Source organism: Bacillus sp. SD088, assembly GCF_017355205.1.
Lineage (GTDB): Bacteria > Bacillota > Bacilli > Bacillales > Bacillaceae_C > Lederbergia.
In genome coordinates this window covers 98,363-119,971 of sequence record NZ_JADIJK010000015.1, presented here as the reverse complement: position 1 = coordinate 119,971, position 21,609 = coordinate 98,363, and the positions used below count along the sequence as shown (strand labels likewise).

Here is a 21,609-nt window from a genome sequence, read left to right as displayed (position 1 = left end):
GATGGGAAAGCTACAACGCTATAAGGCGATAATTTCATATAATGGTTCTGCTTACTCCGGGTTTCAGATTCAACCAAATGGACGTACGATTCAAGCTGAATTGGAAAAAGCCTTAGTCAAAATGCATAAAGGTCAGGTTATAAAGATATTTGGTTCTGGCCGGACAGATGCAGGTGTTCATGCTAGAGGACAGGTGATTCACTTTGATTCTCCTTTAGAGATTCCTCCAGAACGTTTGCAGATTGGGTTAAATACGCTACTATCTGATGATTTAGTGATAGTGGATATAGAAAAGGCTCATTTAGATTTTCATGCTCGCTTTGATGCAAAAGGGAAAACATACAGATATAGAGTATATACTCAAAAATCTAAAGATCCCTTTCGTCAGCAATTTGCAACTCATTATCCATATCCTCTGGACTTGCAAAGTATCCAATTGGCAACACATCATTTGATAGGCACCTATGATTTTACTAGTTTCTGCTCAGCGAAAACAGATAGGATCAATAAGGTGCGTACGATTACCGAGATTACCTTAGAGAAGGCCGATGATGAGCTGATCTTTACGGTTACAGGAAATAGCTTTTTGCGTAATATGGTGAGGATTATCGTTGGTACGTTATTGGAGGTTGGAGCTGGAAGGAAAAAGGCTTCCGCGATACCGCAAATCCTAGAAGGCCGTGATAGGAGACTTGCTGGAAAAACAGCGCCGCCTCAAGGATTATACTTATGGAAAGTGGAGTATAATGGATAGATAAGCTAGTTTTCAGTAAACTTAAGTAATATCTTGACAACTTATCCAGGTGTATTTATTTTTTTCTTGACTTTATGTCTGAAAAACGATAAGATATCCTATGGTATTGTTTTAATTCCATGATAAGCCCCGGAAACTTATTATGCTGAATATAAATACGAACTTGGAATATTTAATTTAGGAGGGTAATGAATGCGTACTACGTATATGGCTAAAGCCAGCGAGATTGAACGTAAATGGTACGTGATTGACGCCGAAGGTAAAACTCTAGGTCGTCTTTCGACTGAAGTTGCGTCCATCTTGCGCGGTAAGCATAAACCAACTTTTACACCGCATATAGATACAGGTGATCACGTTATTTTAATTAACGTTGAAAAGATCGAACTAACAGGTAATAAACTAAATGATAAAATGTACTACCGTCATACAGGATATGCTGGTGGATTAAAAACAAGAACTGCATTAGAAATGCGTACAAAATATCCAGAGAAAATGTTGGAGCTTGCTATCAAAGGTATGCTTCCAAAAGGATCACTTGGACGTCAAATGTTCAAAAAATTACACGTGTATGCTGGAGCTGAGCATCCACACCAAGCACAACAACCGCAAACTTACGAGCTTCGCGGTTAATAAAGGGAGGGAAATAGATTGGCACAAGTTCAATACTATGGCACAGGTCGCCGTAAGAGTTCTGTAGCTCGCGTACGTTTAGTACCTGGTGATGGCCACATCGTAATCAACAATCGTGAAGTAGAAGACTACATTCCATTTGAAACATTGCGCGAAGTGATCAAACAACCACTTGCAGCAACTGAAACACTTGGAAGCTATAATATCCTAGTCAATGTGAATGGTGGAGGTTACACAGGACAAGCAGGAGCAATCCGTCACGGAATCGCTCGTGCACTACTACAAGTAGATCCTGAATTCCGTAGCCCACTTAAGCGTGCGGGTCTCCTAACTCGTGACCCACGTATGAAAGAACGTAAGAAATACGGTCTTAAAGGCGCACGTAGAGCTCCACAGTTCTCGAAGCGTTAAAACCCTTGGTACTATTGGGTTGAAGCCTGTTTGGAAGTCGATTCCAAGCAGGCTTTTTTCTTTGAAAAAAGGTAAAGAAGATGGATAGGGACTGAAATTATTTTAATTACATTCACTACCATATCTTTCGGTGATGGCTATTCGTCGATTTAAGATATTCAATTAGCGGTTGATTTAAACGCTTGTCACTCCTTTATCTACCTCAAACCTTTTACATGCTGATTCTAATAATTCATTTGGATCAAGATGACGCGTTGGTTTTAAGGTAGAAGCATTTGGAGATTAAAATGCTCTTTCTCCGAGTTGCAAAAAATCGTTGCGTAACTCTTGAATTAATTCTTTTAAGTGTAATAGGGTTTGATATGTCTTTTGTCGAGAAAAATGCCCCTTCTAGAATTTGGGGTTTTAGGAGTAAGTAATGAATATTTTTGATTTTCCTAAAAAAGTACTTTATTGATCATAATCCTCATTTTTCCGTGATAATATCACCTTCAAGAAGTGCCCCTAATTTCCCCTTTCTAATACCAGTAAACAGTAGCGTTAAGGCATATTCCCTAAAAGCCTAAGAAAATACCGTGCCGTATCCTTTTTCCCAATGAATTACACTTTTCATCTGCGTGATGGCCAGTTGAGAAGTCAAATTGTATAGGACCTTGCATCTTGCCGCGGGTTTCATAGCGCCCTGGAGTTCCCCCTTATCACTTAACTTCGATTAGCGGATGTTGAATTCCAAATTTAAACAGAATTTAACAATGACCTCACTTTTATTTAACTTTCGGTAATTAGTATGATTACAAGAATTCTACTATTAGTTGGTTTCATTGAATTTGATCTCCCCGGCTTTATAAAAGTAGATGTACATGAATTGGCGTTATGGGAGCTATTTTTTTACGAGCCCTGGTTTGTCTTTATGGGTATAATGGCAGGATTAACCTCTGCCCATTACGCCCACGCCTCCCAGATACAGCAGGCTATATTTAGGCGAGGAACAATACTTTATTTAATTAGCGTCTTTCTTTTAACAGCCCTATTTGTGCTTTCCATCATTTTCGACTTCGTTGATAAAATCAGCTTTTAATCCTTTGGATTGATGTGAAGGAAGCAGTATATAGTACTGTGGTGAAAGCCCCAAAAGAAACAAGACTCGGGAGAATTCACGAAACATGGGGGCAAAAGGGCAGAAAGGGTTGTATTTTACACCGAATAAAGGCAATCTTGGTTAGTCTGGCATACGGGAATGGCTATGTTGCTTTAGGTAGATGGAAAGTAGCTTTTAAAACAATAGGCTTCATATCTAAAAAGTGAGGAGAATGTCTTTTGAGCTTAATACATGAAAAATATGTAAGGAAAGAAAAAGCTGATAAAACTTATTTGACTAAAAGATGGGGCTATGTTGCAGCCGTTGTACTGTTGCCATATGCGATTTTGAAGTCACTTTGGGCCTCAACAATAGGACTTACAACAAAACAAGCTGTCCAAGATCTAGCGGGGTTTGGTGATACATTACAGGAAGGGCCTGCTTTCCTAAATACGTTATATATCTTCGGAATAGACTTTACAGCTATCTTGGCGATATTGGCATTTTTATTTGCTTTAACTTTCGTGGCTTCCTGGGGAGAGAAACTGCCAAAATGGTTACTGATCATAGCTGAATGGTCAGTTGGGGTATTGACTGTGCTAATTAGTTTTTTGACAGTCCTTCAATTGTTAGGAGTACTTCCAAAAGGGCACGCTGAAGGGCTAGCCATTTGGGTGTATTTGATAACGTACGGAGGACTGTTCTTGTGGGGAGTAATTCTTTTTATGGCAACTCTGTCGTTTCAGCAAAGGATTAGATAAAACAAGGAACCGGTGTAAGTGGCAGGTGGCTTTCTCTAAACGAACTCCTTGAACGGCAAATTGAATATACCGCCTTTTGTTTTAAAACTATTTCATTGAAACTTAACCCATACAACGATTAATCTTAAAAGCTTGGAATGAAAACAAAGTCTTGGCGGGTATCAGCGTAGGTTCAATAGGCTGCTTTGAAGAAGGAGTTATCATTTGGTGACAAACTAGAGCCTGTTACCTTCCCCGGTTCATAACAAGGAATTAAAAAAACGTACAAATAGGTTATAAGAGAAACCATAGAAAGAAAAAATAAACTAGGTAAAATAATAATAATAAAGGCCAATTTTATTTGAGATATTAACTAGGTATTGCTTTGTGATCAAAAGACCTTAAATACACATGAGCAGTATGTGAAGGTCTTTTGCATATAAAAAATACAGTTTAAGTTAAAACATATACAATATCTACATGCTTCTCAACTCATGAATTTTTTGCAAGGTACTTAGGTGCAGTGATTTATCCTCGGGTGACTCAGCGAATTTATACCATTCTACAAGCCTGTATCCGAACATAGCAATGATTAGTTCATAGATACAATGATCGGAGATATGGGCCACATCCGCATATTCCGAGAAACCTCTGTAATACGCCGGAATGCATTTTTGATAGTACTCAATCATATAATTGAAGTCCGCTTCATCCGTTATTAAACTCGCGATATCCTCGCCCATGTACCCCCAACCGGTGGTATCCCAATCGATAGGTACGATTTTCCCGTCTGAATAGAATATATTTTCTACCCAAAAATCTCTGTGACAAAGCACGATGGGGAGTTTTTCAATTTGACCAAATATCTCGTCCGCATTGTTATCTAAGTCTATGAGCATTTTACAGAGGTGATTTGGAATTTCGCAGTCATCAGAGCGTATGTAATCATACAGAACATTCCATGACCGATATCGCAGATAGTAGTTTTTAATATACTCAACCTTGCTTAAGTTGGCCAAATTCTCCAATATGCTTGGTTGTTCGGTGTACACCCTGCCTTGAAATCGCCCTAATTCCTCGCTTATATGTTCATACATTTCCGGGGTTAGATTTAGGCCGGATTCACCATCAATATACTCTATCCACAGTTGAATCTCATCACCATTTATTTCGGCGTGATAACACTCTGGGCAACGGAACGAATCGAAGAAGACCTTTTTGAAACCCGATGTATAGAGGTCGTATTCCCTTCGCCATGAATCCGGATCACCATAACGCTCAAATTTTTTCTGTGTTTTCCAAACTATCTTATATGGCAGATTTTCGCCATCGGAAGTTTCAACCATGCCTGTTACAAGCCGAACATCTCCTAGTGTTCCGCCTTGCAACTCTTTGCGACGATAATCTGCGCGGATTATCGTCTTATTAAACATTTTACTCAAAGCAAGCTCCAGTGTTTCGGGATTAACAAACTTCTCATCATGGTTGTTCATTTCTTGTAACCTCCCTTTTTCCCCTTATGTCGTATGGCAATGGCCTTTTGTCGTGCTCGCTTATCCATGAGATAACCTGATTTATCATCCACAAACTTGTTTTCCCGCTTCTGTGCCAGATAATGCTCCCAATGATCTGGTGCCAATGATCCATCTGCAAGGGCGGCAAGAACTGCGCAACCCGGCTCCGTCTGATGGCGGCAGTCATTGAAACGACACTGTGTGAATAATTCTTCCACATCATTAAATCCCGCACTGATGCCGTCATCCGCACCGAATAGTCCAAGCTCACGCATACCCGGCGTATCAATAACCATCGCCCCTGAAGGGAGCATGAAAAGCTGGCGATGCGTTGTGGTGTGTCGCCCGCGGCTGTCAGCCTCACGGATATCCTTGACAGTCATCACTTCCTGATTCATCAAGGCGTTTAGCAGCGAAGATTTCCCTACGCCTGACATGCCAAGGAATACCACGGTTTTTCCTGGTTGCAGATATTCACTTAACTCATCTAGACCAATTCCCGTGTGACTGGAAACTGCGTGTACTGGTACATCAGGAGCGGTTTTCTGAACCTCAGCTAACGGTGCATTGTAATTCGGGGCCAAGTCGGCCTTTGTTAAGATTACAACAGGCTGGCCGCTGCTCTGTCGTGTCTGTGTTAGGTAGCGCATGATGCGGCTGACGTTGAAATCCCAGTTTAGGGACGATACGATAAATACGTAATCAAAATTTGTTGCTACGACTTGCTCCAGTATGGTTTTAACATACCCTGCTGCGTGTCCCGAATAGTCAGCGCGGGAAAATTTTGAGCGGCGAGGCAACAATTTAGCAATGAGCGAAGCACCGTTTTCGTTGTATTGTAGAAGTACAAAATCGCCAACGCACGGAAAATCTTCCCGAGTCACTGCAGTATGATAAAAACTGCCCTTCAATACAGCCGTGACTTCTCCTTGTTCGGTGATGACGGTATATTGCTCTCGCTGTAGTTCGGTAACCCTTCCGGGGATTAAACCTAGTGGAGGCGTTTCGTCTTCGATATAGCCGTATTGTTTCAAATCAATCATTAAACCGATCCTCTCCTAAAAATTAACGTTGTTTTTGGATATAAACCGCGAACAAATAGCCTATTAAAATGCTACTGTTGCGCTCGAAAAGCCAAAAGTCGGCTTTATAGTTAAAAAGGGATACGTTCTTCATTTGTATCCTGCTAACAGCAGTATTCACGAAAGATTACCGTTTACGGCATAGCAAAAAAATAGAATACAATCTCACTTCTATAGTTTGACCGAACCCCTTATGAGGGTTCAATAGAAAGTTTGATTATAAGCAAATTTTATCAGCTACTTCTCCCACTCAAGTCTCTCAACTGTCGCATATAACATGAGAAAAGCCACCTTTGTTCTCGATTTGAAGGTGTTCTCTTTTTACGGGCAATATATCCTCTGCATATGCTTCCCCATATTTTTTAAAGCCTTGAGGTAGGGGTATCAATAGGGATAAATTGGGTAACCAATTCCCTGATGATGGTAACTGCAAAGATTAAGTGGATTAAGGATGCAGTAAAAAATGAGCTGGATAAATATCATACTATACGGAAAATATAAAGAATAAGGAAGTGATCTAAATTGGAGATTGTTACAAACAGGAGGTCGCTGAGTCCGTTCATGTAAAATTCTAGCTTAATCTAGTCTAATGAAAAGCAAAGAACGTCTTCCTTTGTCTCAGAACATTTGTATTAGGCTAGGCGGACGCCTTGCGCTTTTGTTCTATTTATAGAGTATGCGGCGGAATCCCGGAGATTATTAAGGATACATAATATATATTCGTCTCAAGAGGGATAGGACGTCTATAACACAAATAATGCAGGAATATCATATGTGCTTCATCACAATTTTTACGTTAGACTGAACAAGTGCCAAAAAAGACCTGGCAAATTACCTCTATGCACCCCATCATCTTTTCCTAGCTTATAAAGATGGCTGGAATTTTGCTAAAAAGGTTTACTTTAACAAATTAAGTTCAGTAAAAACTTTTATTGGGTTATCTACTATTGCTTCAAAAAACCTCGTATTATTTTATTGGTTTTACGTGTATATATACTCTCCAATTGAAGTAAAGTCCACTCTGAACAAATCTAACATGGGAGTTGTCAATTTAATATGAAAAAAGCTTCACTTGTTTTTTACGTTTCATTAGCGATTGTGGGAGGTTTAGTCCTCTTGGGGATTATTATGCCTACATCGTTTGAAAGGATTACTAGTGTTGCACAAAGCTTTATTACAGATACCTTTGGTTGGTATTATTTGGTGTTAATAATGGTATTTGTTATTGCCTGTGTCTATCTATTTGTAAGTCCAATTGGTCGAATTAAACTTGGTAAACAAGATGACGAGCCTGAGTTTTCCAGATCGACTTGGATATCAATGCTTTTTAGTGCAGGCATGGGAATTGGTTTAATCTTTTATGGAGCATATGAACCACTTAGTCACTATGCGATAAGTTCACCTACTGGAGAGCTGGGTACCAATCAAGGTGCGAAGGATGCTCTAAGGTTTACCTTCTTTCATTATGGTATACATGGTTGGGCAATTTATGGAGTGATCGCGTTAGTACTTGCTTACTTTACGTTTAGAAAAGGTGAATTAAGTTTAATTAGTAGAACATTGAGACCGATTATTGGCAAGCATGCAGATGGATTAGTTGGTCAAATCATTGATGTCATCGCGGTGGTTTCAACCGTTTTAGGGGTTGCGACATCACTTGGGTTTGGTGCGATGCAAATAAATGGGGGGCTTTCTTATTTATTTGATGTACCCAGCAACTTTACAGTTCAAGCGGTGATTATTTTTGTTGTGACTATTTTATTTATGATATCAGCGTTAACTGGTTTGAGCAAAGGGATTAAAATTTTAAGTAACGTGAATATGGGTCTTGCCGCTGTCCTTTTTTTGGCAGTATTTATTTTAGGGTCAACTGTTTTCACTTTAAATCTTTTTGTCGATTCGGTGGGGGAATATTTCCAAAATTTCATTAATATGGGGCTACGAATGGCTCCGTTCGACGGAGAAATTCGTAGCTGGATTAATGATTGGACAATTTTTTACTGGTCATGGTGGATTGCATGGTCACCATTTGTAGGTGTATTTATTGCTAGGGTATCAAAGGGTAGAACCATCCGTGAATTTATTTTGTGTGTTCTATTAATTCCATCACTTATTGGATTTGTATGGTTTGCGAATTTTGGAAGTGCAGCCATTACAACAGAAATGTCTGGGGCGATGTCGCTATCTTCCTTGTTACCTGAAGAGACTCTTTTTGGCGTTTTTGAAGGATTTCCATTTAGTATCACGTTGTCGATTCTAGCAATGATATTAGTAGGCACGTTCTTCATAACATCAGCGGACTCAGGTACGTTTGTGTTAGGTATGATGACAGCTAATGGAGTATTAAATCCAGATAATAAAATAAAAGTGATTTGGGGCGTATTGCTTTCAATGACATCTGCTGCGCTACTTTATTCAGGCGGTCTACAGGCACTGCAAAACACAATGATTCTTGCAGCTCTGCCGTTCTCGGTGATTTTGATCGTAATGTTGACTAGTCTCATGAAAGCTTTAAATCAGGAAGCAAAGGAACTGAAACTTGGAAAAGAAATAAAGAAGGAGAAAAAGAAACAAGCGGGAAAAAATAGTGAAGAAGCTTCAAAATTTATATAAATGAAGCTGATGAAAGCCATGTATTTCCTTAAGTTGATACATGGCTTTTTTATTGAGAAATTGTAGATACAAAAAAGCCATTCCGTTTATACTAGAATCTGAATGGAATACTGATTACAAAATACTTAAAAAGTGGGGGAATACGATGATTGCAAAAACGGAAGAAGATTTTAATGGATTAAAAGAAATTGGTAAAATTTGTGGAATGATTCGCGATGAATTAGTTCATTGTACCAAACCTGGAATGACGACAAAAGAACTTGATGAAATGGCGGGAGAGATGTTTGAAAAAGCAGGAGCGCAATCTGCACCAAAAGGAGAATACGATTTCCCCGGATATACATGTATTAGCATAAATGAAGAAGTAGCCCACGGGATTCCAGGGGAACGAATTATTCAAGAAGGGGACCTTGTTAATATTGATGTGTCAGGTTCAAAAAACGGTTATTTCGCAGATACAGGAATTTCGATTGTAGTTGGGAAGGGAGAGGAAATTTTACAGAAAATATGTGATGTTGCTAAAGAGGCATTCGACGCTGGACTTAAGGAGGCTAAACCAGGTTCAAAAAAAAGCGTGCTCGGAAAAGCTGCACACAATGTAGCAAAACAGCATGGCTTAACAGTCATAAAAAATCTTACTGGACACGGTATTGGGCGCTCCATTCATGAAGCACCAGATCATATTTTCAATTACTACTCTCACTGGGATGATGAAATTCTAAAAGATGGTATGGTCATTGCTTTTGAACCGTTTATCTCTACATTTGAAGAGGAGGTTTATCAATCCGAAGATGACGACTGGACCTTCCTAACCGATGAAAGCTTTGTGGCTCAATACGAACATACGATTATTCTTACGAAGCAAGGACCGATTATCACTACATTGTAAATATGTGTACGGATTAGGATGTGCCTTGCAAACACTACAAAGATCCATCAGAAAAAATGGAGAGACTTACTTTTTTTCTGATGGAAATAAAGGAGAATTCAATTTGGAACCAAAGTTATATGAAGGAGTTTTATATTGTTGCTTCGGATGAGATTTTAAAACTCCCTAAACTAAAGGGACTTTTACACATTGGCCGTTCCCTTTACTACTTTATTCGTTACACCCAAAACATCCAGCAGGAAAACAAACACTGGAATCCCGATGATCAGTCCCCACACCCCGAAGAAGTTTTGTGAGAAAAGCAGGACGATAAACGTATAAAAAACAGGTAAATCTGTTTTTGAAGACATAAGCTTGGGATTTAATATATAGGCTTCTATAGCGTGGATGACCATAACGGAGATAAATAAGTATACGACTTTTAGGAATCCCCCGATTGTAAAAGCAATGATTGTTAAAGGAACTAGTGAGATGATCACACCAGCGACAGGAATCAGTCCTAAGAAGAAAGTCATAAAGGCTAGCCCTATGATCTGTGGAAACCCAAGAATCATTAAGACAATGACTGTTAAAAAAGTATTGATGAGGGCAATGATGAATTGTGCTTCAATGACTTTTCCAAACGTTTGGGAAAACTTCTTACCAAAGAACTCAATTTCATTATAAAATGGAGCAATTTTACTGTTTTTAAATTTGTTCGTGAATTCGATTAATCGTGGTTTCTCAATTAGGAAAAATAAGCTTAATAATAATGCAATTAATACTTGGACGCTCGTTTTGCTAATATCGGAAAATGATTTTAATAAAAATGAAAAGCCATTTTCTATATAAGTTGTAATTTGCTCACTTGAAATAATTGATTCAATATAATTAACGATCATATTATCATGCGGTTGAATAGAGAAATTTGTGATTTGTCTAATTAGTTGGCTAATCTCAATAGAGATGATTGGCAAATACTTTACAATTCCAACTGTCAGCAAACCAACGATCAAAGTGTACAGCAATAATACAAGCAGAGTGCGGTTTAAACGTATCCGAGCAATCGTAAATTCTACAAGTCCATTCATTAAAAACGAAAAGATAAATGTTAGTAGAATCAGATTCATCATGCTTCGCACACTAAAAAGAATAAATACGATTAAGGCAAAAATAATAAACCTCTTTACGCCTTTTTTTTGAAAGAAATCCGTCATCGCTTCCATATGAAATGCTTCCCCTTATACCCTAATTTTTTAAAATTTGTCAATATATTTAGTATCTACTTAAAGGGGAGAAAATACAAGTAAGACCGGCGTCAAAATTAAAAAATAAACAGATTCTCTGAGCAGGAAGACTTATTTTAAGGGGGGAATGATAGCGACGACTTAAATACGAAAGAACGGGGCTGGGACATAACTAAAATACTAGGCTTCAAAGACGACAATGCATTACCTTAGCGAAGTATATTTCGGGAGCGGTTATATGCGCCCTGTTAGTTCGGCTTTTCTTTGGTAAAAACACTTTTGCCCCGACCTCGTTTTTAAAGATTATTATAGGTAGTCCTCTACGATTTTCTTTGCCCGCTCAATCCCTTCCCACATATCACCAGGTCCGTCATAAATGATGACGATAGGGCCATCGTAGTGAGTCTGTTTTAAAAGATCCAAACAACGCCTAAATTCATCTTGATCTGGTATTCCATCCTTATCATATTGGGGTTTGGCGTGAATGGAGTCGCTATAAGGAATTATTTTCGCTAATTCATTGTATTTTTCTGCTCCACTCATATTTCCAAAATCCGTAATCAATTTAATCTGTTCATTAGACTGGTTGACAATATAAAGGCAATTTCCACTTGTGCTTGAGAGAGTACGGAAATTCTCTGTTATGATCTTGACACCTTTCTGTCCCGCATAGGCAGCCAGTTCATGTAAATATTGAGAAACGCGAGACAACGCATCTTGATCGTCAGCGGGGGCATCTCCCGCTACCACTCTTACACGCTCTGCTCCTACTTCAGCCGCTATATCAATCCATTCTTTAATAAGCTCCATATCCGCATCCACTCGTTGTGTATCAGCAGATGATAGATCTCCATAATCTAATAAAAGCGTATAAAGTCGCATGTTGGCATCCGTACAAGCCTTTTTTAATCTTTGTAAATAGAGGGAATCTGTAAAGGGAAAATGGAAATGACAGAGCTCAAAAGCTGCAAATCCCTTTTCCTTTAAAATAGTCGGTAAATCCAATAGATCAATGACGTTATCTTGCTGTTCTAGTTTAGTTATATGTTTTTTTTGTGTGTTGTCCCAAGCGGTCCAGCGTAGTGGTCCAAGCAGTCGATGTAAACTCCAAGTACTAACAGATAAATAAGACATAAAAAAACCCCTTTCAAAAAGAAACTCTTTTGTAAAGATTCGTTCTAAAATCATTAATTCCTTTAAATTTATGAATATTCATTCTCACCTTAGACAGTATGCTTTTTTTCCTGCTTAGAAAACTATAAAATTGTCGCTTGTGGATAAGTTGTAATTTTGGGTTTCGTCGTCTAGCTTCAGCGCCCAGCAAACTTTCAGCTTCTGCTTGCGTAAGTCAACATCGGCTCATATTTCGCCGTGTATCCTTTATCTCAGGGCTACAGGATGTAGGTCAGAACAGCGTTGCGCCAGGACGGCGCGTTTTTAGCTGTTCATCCTTACTATGAAAGTTTGTACGTCGCTAAACGGGCGCTTGTGCTTTTGTTCAAAGATAAGAAAGTATAAAATCTTGGCTAGTGTTTTGATCTAGCTCCAGCGCCTAGCCCCTCGAGGTCAAATGACCTGAGCCAATAAAAGTCAAAACCGGACTTTTCTTGTCTCAGAACATTTGCTTGTCGGGGCTGAGCAAGGCGCTTGCGCTTTTCTTATTTAAGAGGCCTCAAGTATGTTACGATTTAAGTAATTTCATATTTTATGTTTGGTGGGGGTGCAAATTGAAAAAAACAATCATTGCTATTGCGATTATTCTTGGAGGGGCCTTCTTAATTTTTGTTCTTCCTTTTTTGGTCATAGGGTATATGGTTTCGCATGAGGTTCAGAAAATAAAAGATGAATATGGGTATTCAAATGAAGAAATTATCGAATATGTAGAGAAGGAACATGATTTTGTGGTAGAGGTGTTAAGCAATGAAGGACGTGATCCAAGCGGCAAGGGATTGTTTGTTCAGGATGCGCGGGTTCGTCAAGTGGATGAGGATCGATTAGAATTTGATATTCAGATTAGTACATTTGGCAAAATCGAGGGTGATAACTATAAGGAAATAAAGCAAAGATTTGATTTCAATCAAGCTTATCAAAATTCCGAGTTGTTTCGAGACCTGCAGCAATTGGGATTTATCAATCCTTCTTTTGGAAAGGAAGCGGATGATCCAAAATTCTATATCGCTTTACCAGAAAACAGGGATATGGCCGATCAGGAAACATTACAGATGCTTTTTGATGCCATTCGACTAGTGAAGAAATTGCAGGATGAAGTATCAAAAGAAGGGTATGAATTCGATGAAGTGTCAGTTCATGGAGCCCATTTAGAAATAGATGCTCCTTACCAGTCTCCAGAAGATTTGGGAAATCAATTGGCTGCGGATAATATTTCCCATTTCGAGTATCAGTTTATAGAGGATGATAGGGAACAAGTTCAGAGAATTTTGTCTCAGCTGCAAAGCTATGGCTTTAATAAAGATAACGATCACTCAAGGCTGGAATGCTATGAGATGATAGAATATCAACAATGTCATGCTTATGAATTAACCCTACATTCATATGAAAGTGCTGAAGAGGATCATGATTTTTTTCGCTATGATGATGAAAATGATCGAAAGCATCTATTTCAAGCGATCGAAGAAATCAATAAAGTAGAACTGCCTATTAAAAAGATCCGAGTAGCCTCTGTATACACGCCGGAAAATCCGGACGATCAGTTTTATCCAGAAGAAGAGCTAAAGGTACGAGATGGATTTGTATACTTCGCAAAAAGAACGGTCGAAATGACGAACTTTGATAAACTGGAAACCGCGAAAGATATTGAATTTATTTATTGAGAAGAAAGCTGTAATTCGCAGAAAAGCCTATATTTATCACAGAAGACAACTATTATGATTCAACAAAAAACTACGGGGCTGAATTTCAGCCCCGCAACAATCTTAAGCTATTCAGGATGACCAGAATCGTACTGCCTTCATGGCCGACTACTCCGAGCGGCAATGATAGATCCTGCATGAAGTTCGCGGCAATGAGCATCACGATGACAGCAACGGAAAACACCATATTTTGTTTGACAATCCGGTTCATCTTTTTTGATAGACGGATTGTGTTGGGAATTTGGCGTAAGTCATTCTTCATGATTACAACATCTGCCGTTTCGAGAGCGGCATCGGTTCCTGCCCCCATGGCAATCCCGACGTTTGCCACCGCCAGAGCAGGTGTGTCATTTGTTCCATCACCCACCATTGCCACCCAACGATATCTCTTTGTCAGTTCCTTGATCACTTCCAGCTTTTCATCAGGTAGGCATTCAGCTTTATACTGCTTTAAGCCTATTTCGTGTGCGATATCACGAGCGGTTTCCTCGCTATCACCTGTAAGCATAAATGTATCGATGCCTGCAGCATTGATAGCTGATATGGCTTCTTTCACATCTGAACGTACTATATCCCTTAAGGCAAGCGCTCCGATAATTTCCTTATCTTGTTTTACAAACACAATCGTTTTTCCAATTGCCTCCAAGCGAGTTGTGGTTAGAAATTTTTTAGCGTCTTCCTTTCCGACAAAATCAGCTTTTCCGATATAATAGCGGGCTCCGTTTATCATTCCTTCTATGCCCCAACCGGGAACATCCTTAATATCTTCAGCTTCAAGAAGTGGGATCTCTGCTTTTTTTGCCCTGCTTATAATGGCTGAAGCGAGCGGATGATTGGAGTAATGTTCTATGGATACAGCGACCTGCAGAATTTTGTCTTGGTCCCATCCATCACTGGCGACAATTTTTGTAACTTCGGGTTTACCGGCGGTTAGTGTGCCGGTTTTATCAAAGGCAATTGCTGAGAGCTTCGCTAATCCTTCTAAATGTACGCCGCCTTTAAACAGCACACCTTGGCGGGAACCGTTGGATATAGCCGAAAGGACCGCAGGCATTGTCGAAGCGACAAGCGCGCAGGGCGATGCGACAACAAGAAGAACGAGCGCTCGATAGATCGTCTCATTCCAAGACCATCCAAACAGGTAGTGCGGCAAAAACATCATTAAACCAGAACCAATCAGCACAACCATAACATAGGTATTTTCAAGTCTTTCAATTAAAAGATGTGCTGGCGGCTTTTCCTCCTGGGCGTTTTGAACAAGCTTGATAATTTTTTGAAACAGTGTATTCTCGTTTGTTTTGCTGACTTTGACGTGTATAACTCCATCGAGATTGACCGTACTAGCAAGGACCTCTTCATTTTCCTTTTTCGCCACTGGCATCGATTCCCCTGTGATAGCTGACTCATTGATAGAGGTTTTCCCTTTTACCACGATCCCGTCAGCTGGCATGAGTTCGCCCGGTTTGACAAGAATGATATCACCAACTGCCAAATCTCTAGCAAGCATGCTTATTTCTCTGCCATTACGAAGAACATGTGCTGTTTCGGGTTGAAGCGACATCAAGGCAGAAAGCTCATTTTTACTTTTGTTCATTGTGTATGTTTCTAGTGCCCCGCTCAGCGCGAAAATAAAGATCAACACAGCACCTTCTAGCCAATAGCCAATAATCGCCGCCCCGATTGCAGCGAGAAACATAAGTAATTCGACGTTCAGCGTTTTATTATTGATGGTTTCTACAATGCCTTCTTTCGCTTTTGCGAAACCACCAATCACGAAAGCCGCAATAAACAGGCTATTAATTACAAGGCCTGACATCATCATTGAAAGGCCCCAGCCTAGTAAAATCAAAGCACCCGCGACAAGCGCTGCAATCATTTCACCATGGTTTTGAAGCTGTTCTTTCCAATGAGTGTTCTTAGGGTTAGGGGTAATTTTCATGAATTGTTGTTCTGTGATTCCCATAATCATTTGTTCCCTCCTAATTGAGAATGAAATTCAAATTCATTAACCTTAAAAATGCCGAAAGCTGCCGCTAAATAGCGACAGCAAGCTTTATTTAAAAACATTACAATATTATATTTGTTTTAATATAACACATATCTATATAAAAGAAAAGCAAATGCTATAAAACAAGTGACTTCTTCAATGAGATGAGGCCTTTTTCTGAAAATCCGCTTGAATTTATCCATAAGTGAATGGTAAATTCTTAAAAAGACCGACAGTCAGTCTATTTAAGGAAAGGGGCGATGCTCTTGGAAAATATCATTGTTGTTCAAGACTTTGTGAAAAAGTATGGCGACTTTACAGCGGTTGATCATGTTTCTTTTGAGGTTGAAAAAGGAAGTATCTTTGCCTTTCTGGGGCCGAATGGAGCGGGGAAAAGTACGACAATTCAAACCCTTTGTACGATTCTAGAGAAAACTTCAGGTACGATGCTGATCGACGGTAAAGATGTTGACAGAGATAAGGATAAAGTAAGGGGGACAATCGGTGTTGTTTTTCAGGATTCTACCCTCGATAACAAAATGACAGTGGAAGAAAATTAAAAAATGCATGGACATTTTTATGGTGTACCAAAATCGGTAATCGGTGAGCGAATCCAATTTGTTTTGGAGCTGGTTGATTTGACAGATTGGAGAAAGGAAATGGTTAGTCGTTTATCTGGAGGAATGAAAAGGAGAGTAGAAATAGCAAGAAGTCTTTTGCATTTTCCGAAAGTATTGTTTTTAGATGAGCCGACAACAGGTCTTGATCCACAGACGAGGGCTAATATTTGGGATTATCTTATTAAGCTGCAAAAGGAAATGACGATCTTCTTGACGACACATTATATGGATGAGGCTGAAATTTGTGATCAGGTTGCTGTCATGGATTATGGCAAAATGATTGCTTTTGATTCTCCTTCTGTTTTAAAACAAAAGTACACAAAGGACATGGCACAAATAACAAGCGCAGATACAGAAGGTTTAGAAACCCTTCTCCAAGAACATGAAATGAAATTTACCAAAAGGGGAAATACCTATTCTGTACAATTGACGGAGTTATCGGCTTTGATTGCGATACTTGGTGAGCATCGCTCAGCCATTCAAGGGCTAGAAATAAAAAGGGGTACTTTAAACGATGTGTTTCTTGAATTGACAGGAAGGAATATAAGGGGGTAATTAGATGAGGGTGATTGCTGCAATATGGTGGAGAAATGTAAAATTATTTATGAGAAATCGAACCCAACTGATTTTAATCTTTATTATGCCATTCTTTTATTTATATCTAATCAGTACAATATTTGAAAGTGCCTTTATTAGTAATCCAGAAAATTATGTTCTATCAGGTATTGTGATCATTGTTGTGTTTCAGACCTCACTCAATATCGCCACTTCAACAATCGATGACATTGTGTCGGGCTATATGAAGGAAGTCCTTGTGAGTCCGGTTAAACGAATCCAAATTGCTGCTGGACAGATATTATCGTCAACAACGATTGCCACGTTACAAGGGATCATTATCTTATTTATTGGCTATTTCATCGGTTTAAAATATACCCATATGATGACACCGGTTTTTGGGATTGCTTTCATGGTTTTTGTCGGGCTTGTTTTTTCTGCATTTGGGTTATTTTTAGCGACAGCTGTAAAGAATTCTCAGACATTCCAAATTGCTTCGATGGCAGTCACGACTCCCATTACTTTTTTATGTGGTGTCTATGTACCATTGAGCCTTTTGCCAAATGGCTTACAATTTCTTGCTTTATTCAATCCCATGACGTATGCAGCTGCTTTCTTTCGAACACTGAGCTTAGAAAAAATGTCTTTATCTGTGAATGAGCTACTAGAGGAACAACTTGCTTTTAAAGTGAGTACATTCGTCATTACACCACAAATCAGTATGATTATTATTCTCTTATTTGGTTTATTATTTTTATTCCTGTCAACCCTTGCTTTTTCTAAAGTTGATTTTTCAAAAATGAATCGTGCCAAGGGTCAAAAGGATATTTTTCAGCAATAATTACTGAATAAAAAGGGTGGCATTTTATGAAGTGAGAGAGGAAATCTCATCAACCATTGAGCTAGAAAACCAGGTTCTTCAACTAGATGATACCTGGTTTTCTAGCTTTTCCCTTACCTTACTTGGGAGATCCTCCCATAATACTTCTTCCCACGTTTTAATATATTTTCCCTTCGCATCAACTCGCAGATAGGCTAAATCCCGCAATTCTCCTCCAGCATAGAAGGTGACCGTTCGTTCTTTTCCCGATTCATCAAATCCGGAAAGTGTATAATCATAACCACCTGGAGAACGAGGGGTGCCCTTTTCCGTTATTTGAACGTAAACATCTTTCTTCGGAACAAGAGGATTAAATCGATCTGTAACCTCATTATGAAAGATGAGAGAGGCGGCTACCAATCCCCCGACTATTATGAAAATACTAAGTAAACCAATGAGCCAGCTTTTCATTCGCTCCATTCCTTTCTCTCCTTGTTTAAGCTAAGTTTAGCAAGGAGTGTCACAAAAGAGCGATCTAGATTGCTTACACATAAATTACATTTTTGTAAGATTATAAGAGTTCATACATAGGTCAAAATGGAACTGACGGTGTTTGTTCAGATAGCCATTTTTCCTCCTGATAAGCCATTTCCCAAAAAGCTAGCTCATACTCTTTAGCGATAACAAATTGTTCCTTGATTTTCTCCTTTTCTACCACGCTAGCAGTGGCAACAACGTGGTTTAGCAAGTCAATTTGCTCTTGTGTGGAGCTTTGGAACCATTCACTTGCATAAGTTTCAATCCACTTTTTGTAGATCGGTTCTATCGATGTTGCATGCTCATATGTTTTCCCAATATCAGCATAAAGCCAATAGCAAGGTAGCATGGCGGCAATCGTTTGAGCAAAGCTTCCAGAAAGAGCGGCTCGGTATAAATGCGATGTATAGGCATAGGCAGTTGGAGCTGGACGAAAATGCTCCAGTTCTTCTTTCGTAATATTCAGGACTTTGGCGTGTTCCTCGTGAACTGTAAGCTCAGCCTGAGCGGTTAATTGAGCCTTTTTAGCTAAAAGTGCAGTATGGCTAAAATCGTCTGCTTGTGCAGCCGCCATCGCGTGAATTTTTCCGTAATGTTTCAGGTAGTAAATGTCCTGCAGAATATAATATTTAAATTTTTCTAAAGGTAAATCTCCTTGGACAATCCCTAGGACAAAGGGATGCTTTAAGCTAAGTTCCCAACTGTGTTCAGTGGCTTGTCTTAATTCCTCTGTAAATAACATAAAAAATTCCTCCTCTAATGCATCGTTTCCGACTGATGGGAGAAGGGTGGTTGCTTTCTTATCCAAAGAGAATGCTTTTTCATAGCTAATACACAAATCCTCTAAGAATGAGAAAATTCCACTTCCCTCCGCTGGTATTAACCAGTTCAGGTTCTAAGGGTCCTAAAGAATACTTTAATCTCAGCCGTAATGGCTCCCCTAGCAGAAACAAATGATTTAATTTTTTAAAAATTCATATTAATATTATCACACAAAATATGAATGTCAAATGTCAGTTAATGATGATCTAGGAGGAATAGCTTTTAAAAGAGGAACAAGGGTTTTTCTTAGCCTTATTCCTTACGTTAGACCACTCGATAACCTTTATCGTGTTTTTTCGCAAAGCTTTCATCGCTGGATACAAGATAAATAATTCCCTCGATAAACCCTACGACAGCGGGGATATAAGTCCAAAAGAAAACTAGGTAAATCAGCCCCTGAACCCATTTTCCTATATAAAATTTGTGAACACCAAGAGAGCCGAGGAAAATCCCAAGAAGTCCAGCAGCTACTTTACTTTTTGTGTATACAGGTACACCATGATGTCCACCAGTAGCACTGGATGAACTGCTTGAAGCACTTGAACTTGCTCCTCCAGCATTCATAAATACCATTGGTTGCTGTTGATTTCGACTGGAATCTTCAAGCTTTTCAACCTTTTTTTTATTCTCATCAAATAATTCTTCGAGGCAAGTCTTACAATAATTTTTGCCTTTAATCTCGGTATTACATGACTCACAGATAAACTTTCCACAGCCAATACAAACGCCGACAGACGGATTCTCGTTATGTAAATAACAATTAGACATAAAAAACGCCATCCCTTTCCAATAAATGTGTATTAAGTCCTAGTTCTATTTTACTGTTAACCTATTAGAAAGTAAATGGAATTATCGGCAGTTTTAACCAAATTAGAATAGGGCATCTAGAATGTACTTTACTAAAATTTGTCGTTGTTTGAAATTCAGCGTCTCATCAAACTTGTTGTTTTAACTTTCATGCCTTATCAGCTATAGATAATAGTTTGAGAGAATGAAAAAGCGGATATAGGTGGGTAATGAGAATCAGAGGAGGATCCAAATGTTAAGTGATAGGGACTGCGAAAAATTAGCGCTTGAAGTCGTGGAATGTATTAACAATGAAAAGTTTTGGGAAGTGAATGATCTCTTGGAGGAGAAGCATCCCTATAATTTGAGTGTGATCTTTCAAAGCTTACCGGAAAAATATAGAGCACCATTCTTAGATAATTTGGATGTTTCAATGATCGCCAGTATGATGAAAAAACTCGGCACAATGCAACAAATGGAAGCATTGGGGAAGATTGGCCCCAATAAGGCGAATAAGGTGTTAGCTCTACTCGATGGGGATATTCTAGCTCATCTGTTAAAAGTATATCCAGATGCCCGCTTAAAACGTTATTTGTCAGGATTAGGGACAGGACAAGCTGACTTTATCCAGAAGAAATTAGGATTTCCGGATGGAACTGCAGGTCGTTTAATGAGTAATCAATATATTGCTTTACAGGAGTCTATCAACGTAGAAGAGGCTATTCTTCAGGTGCGCGAACTAGCCTTTTACTCTGAGTCTTTACAATATATTTATTTACTCAATAAATATAATCAATTAACAGGCATTATCGCATACCGGGATTTAATTATCGCTGCCCAAGGTGAAAAGCTAGAAGACATTATGAATAGACAAGTGATTTGTATATCAGCTTTAATGAAACGAGCAGAACTTGCTCGGTATTTACAGCGATATGACCTGAGTGCTTTACCAGTTTTGGATGAAGAAGGGTGCCTTATTGGGATTATTAAGTTTGAAGATATTATCAATGTACTCATTCATGAGGCACGTGAGGATTATGGTAAGTTTTCGACGGCTAGTAAGGAAATTGATTTTCAGACCAAGCCCTTGACAGCAACGCTTCGTCGTTTGCCCTGGTTGGTTGCTCTTTTATTTATTGGGCTTGTTTCAGGAAGTATTATTTCGAAATTTGAAGGAACTTTAGAACAAGTTGTGGCACTGGCCTTTTTTATGCCTCTCATTGCTGGTATGACTGGTAACACTGGCACGCAGTCACTTGCTGTTGTGGTAAGAGGATTAGCTGACCAAGAGGTTGGATTGAAAAAAGCAGCAAGGCTTCTATTACGAGAAGCTTGGGTTGGTGTGATGATAGGAATTATCTGCGGATTATCCATTGCCCTAATCGCCTTTATATGGCAAGGAAATTTGTATCTTGGCATTGTTGTGGGAGGCTCCTTATTACTAACCTTAATCATTGGAACTTTAGCTGGTACGCTCATTCCCTTGGTATTATACAAGTTTGGCATCGATCCAGCGGTTGCCTCTGGCCCACTTATTACTACGATCAATGACATCTTCTCGTTATTCATTTATTTTTCGATCGCTTCTTTCTTTTTGGACAAACTCATTTAGTTAAATAATAGTGAAAAGGAGTTATGTGAGCATGCCACATGTACTCCTTGATGTAAACCAATG

The 21,609-nt window shown here is 39.0% G+C and carries 18 protein-coding genes, 1 pseudogene and 1 riboswitch; of the genes and pseudogenes, 11 read left to right on the top strand and 8 right to left on the bottom strand.

Annotated elements, in window-relative coordinates; all coding sequences use genetic code 11:
* The first annotated feature begins 1 nt into the window (after window position 1).
* From truA to IPU53_RS14475, 4 genes are all read left to right on the top strand, one after another.
* The gene (gene truA, locus IPU53_RS14490) at window positions 2-754 is read left to right on the top strand and encodes a tRNA pseudouridine(38-40) synthase TruA (protein WP_207451726.1); all 753 of its coding nucleotides are present in this window, start codon (window positions 2-4) and stop codon (window positions 752-754) included.
* A 192-nt stretch (window positions 755-946) separates the two neighbouring features.
* Window positions 947-1,384, top strand: coding sequence for a 50S ribosomal protein L13 (rplM, locus tag IPU53_RS14485; RefSeq protein ID WP_207451725.1), 438 nt, complete (start codon window positions 947-949; stop codon window positions 1,382-1,384).
* Window positions 1,385-1,402: 18 nt separating this feature from the next.
* Window positions 1,403-1,795 carry a 30S ribosomal protein S9 gene (gene rpsI / locus IPU53_RS14480; RefSeq protein ID WP_207451724.1) on the top strand — a complete coding sequence of 131 codons (393 nt, stop codon included), beginning with the start codon at window positions 1,403-1,405 and terminating at the stop codon, window positions 1,793-1,795.
* 1,317 nt (window positions 1,796-3,112) lie between these two features.
* A complete protein-coding gene (locus IPU53_RS14475; RefSeq protein WP_207451723.1) occupies window positions 3,113-3,634 on the top strand; it encodes a hypothetical protein in 522 nt (173 codons plus the stop codon).
* 455 nt (window positions 3,635-4,089) lie between these two features.
* Here the strand turns inward: IPU53_RS14475 and IPU53_RS14470 are convergent, their stop codons facing one another.
* Entirely contained in the window at window positions 4,090-5,106 is a 1,017-nt protein-coding gene (locus tag IPU53_RS14470; protein WP_207451722.1) for an aminoglycoside phosphotransferase family protein, read from the bottom strand.
* A complete protein-coding gene (gene rsgA, locus IPU53_RS14465; RefSeq protein WP_207451721.1) occupies window positions 5,103-6,170 on the bottom strand; it encodes a ribosome small subunit-dependent GTPase A in 1,068 nt (355 codons plus the stop codon). The genes IPU53_RS14470 and rsgA overlap by 4 nt, the downstream gene beginning before the upstream one ends.
* Window positions 6,171-7,265: 1,095 nt before the next feature.
* On the opposite strand from rsgA, the gene IPU53_RS14460 reads away from it, so the two are divergent.
* Complete coding sequence (locus IPU53_RS14460; RefSeq protein ID WP_207451720.1) at window positions 7,266-8,822, top strand: BCCT family transporter; 1,557 nt, start codon at window positions 7,266-7,268, stop codon at window positions 8,820-8,822.
* A 145-nt stretch (window positions 8,823-8,967) separates the two neighbouring features.
* Window positions 8,968-9,711: a type I methionyl aminopeptidase gene (map, locus tag IPU53_RS14455; RefSeq protein WP_207451719.1), complete on the top strand. Its 744-nt coding sequence runs from the start codon at window positions 8,968-8,970 to the stop codon at window positions 9,709-9,711.
* A gap of 182 nt (window positions 9,712-9,893) precedes the next feature.
* On the opposite strand, the gene IPU53_RS14450 is transcribed toward map, so the two are convergent.
* The gene (locus IPU53_RS14450; protein WP_207451718.1) at window positions 9,894-10,916 is read right to left on the bottom strand and encodes an AI-2E family transporter; all 1,023 of its coding nucleotides are present in this window, start codon (window positions 10,914-10,916) and stop codon (window positions 9,894-9,896) included.
* A gap of 327 nt (window positions 10,917-11,243) precedes the next feature.
* The gene (locus IPU53_RS14445) at window positions 11,244-12,071 is read right to left on the bottom strand and encodes a sugar phosphate isomerase/epimerase family protein (RefSeq protein WP_207451717.1); all 828 of its coding nucleotides are present in this window, start codon (window positions 12,069-12,071) and stop codon (window positions 11,244-11,246) included.
* Window positions 12,072-12,664: 593 nt separating this feature from the next.
* Between IPU53_RS14445 and IPU53_RS14440 the strand changes: the two genes are divergently transcribed.
* On the top strand, window positions 12,665-13,768 hold the full coding sequence (locus IPU53_RS14440) for a hypothetical protein (protein ID WP_207451716.1): 1,104 nt from the start codon (window positions 12,665-12,667) through the stop codon (window positions 13,766-13,768).
* Window positions 13,769-13,853: 85 nt separating this feature from the next.
* On the opposite strand, the gene IPU53_RS14435 is transcribed toward IPU53_RS14440, so the two are convergent.
* Entirely contained in the window at window positions 13,854-15,746 is a 1,893-nt protein-coding gene (locus tag IPU53_RS14435) for a heavy metal translocating P-type ATPase (protein ID WP_207451768.1), read from the bottom strand.
* Window positions 15,747-16,054: 308 nt separating this feature from the next.
* Between IPU53_RS14435 and IPU53_RS25465 the strand changes: the two are divergent.
* From IPU53_RS25465 to IPU53_RS14425, 3 genes and pseudogenes are all read left to right on the top strand, one after another.
* Window positions 16,055-16,492, top strand: a pseudogene (locus tag IPU53_RS25465) (ABC transporter ATP-binding protein); the annotation flags it as partial.
* Window positions 16,478-16,969: an ATP-binding protein DrrA1-3 family domain-containing protein gene (locus IPU53_RS25460; protein WP_396019951.1), complete on the top strand. Its 492-nt coding sequence runs from the start codon at window positions 16,478-16,480 to the stop codon at window positions 16,967-16,969. The pseudogene IPU53_RS25465 and the gene IPU53_RS25460, both read left to right, overlap by 15 nt.
* Before the next feature lie 4 nt (window positions 16,970-16,973).
* A complete protein-coding gene (locus tag IPU53_RS14425) occupies window positions 16,974-17,810 on the top strand; it encodes an ABC transporter permease (RefSeq protein ID WP_207451715.1) in 837 nt (278 codons plus the stop codon).
* A gap of 78 nt (window positions 17,811-17,888) precedes the next feature.
* Here IPU53_RS14425 and IPU53_RS14420 read toward each other — a convergent pair whose 3' ends face one another.
* The 3 genes from IPU53_RS14420 to IPU53_RS25010 all read right to left on the bottom strand — a co-directional run bounded on the left by IPU53_RS14420 (window position 17,889) and on the right by IPU53_RS25010 (window position 19,916).
* Window positions 17,889-18,260, bottom strand: coding sequence for a YxeA family protein (locus IPU53_RS14420; RefSeq protein ID WP_207451767.1), 372 nt, complete (start codon window positions 18,258-18,260; stop codon window positions 17,889-17,891).
* Between the two features lie 121 nt (window positions 18,261-18,381).
* Window positions 18,382-19,068: a thiaminase II gene (gene tenA, locus IPU53_RS14415; RefSeq protein WP_207451714.1), complete on the bottom strand. Its 687-nt coding sequence runs from the start codon at window positions 19,066-19,068 to the stop codon at window positions 18,382-18,384.
* 106 nt (window positions 19,069-19,174) lie between these two features.
* Window positions 19,175-19,278: riboswitch (TPP riboswitch) on the bottom strand.
* Between the two features lie 134 nt (window positions 19,279-19,412).
* The gene (locus IPU53_RS25010; RefSeq protein ID WP_242698307.1) at window positions 19,413-19,916 is read right to left on the bottom strand and encodes a TM2 domain-containing protein; all 504 of its coding nucleotides are present in this window, start codon (window positions 19,914-19,916) and stop codon (window positions 19,413-19,415) included.
* A 271-nt stretch (window positions 19,917-20,187) separates the two neighbouring features.
* Here IPU53_RS25010 and mgtE point away from each other — a divergent pair, with 271 nt between their 5' ends.
* On the top strand, window positions 20,188-21,546 hold the full coding sequence (gene mgtE, locus IPU53_RS14405; protein WP_207451713.1) for a magnesium transporter: 1,359 nt from the start codon (window positions 20,188-20,190) through the stop codon (window positions 21,544-21,546).
* Window positions 21,547-21,609 lie beyond the last annotated feature (63 nt).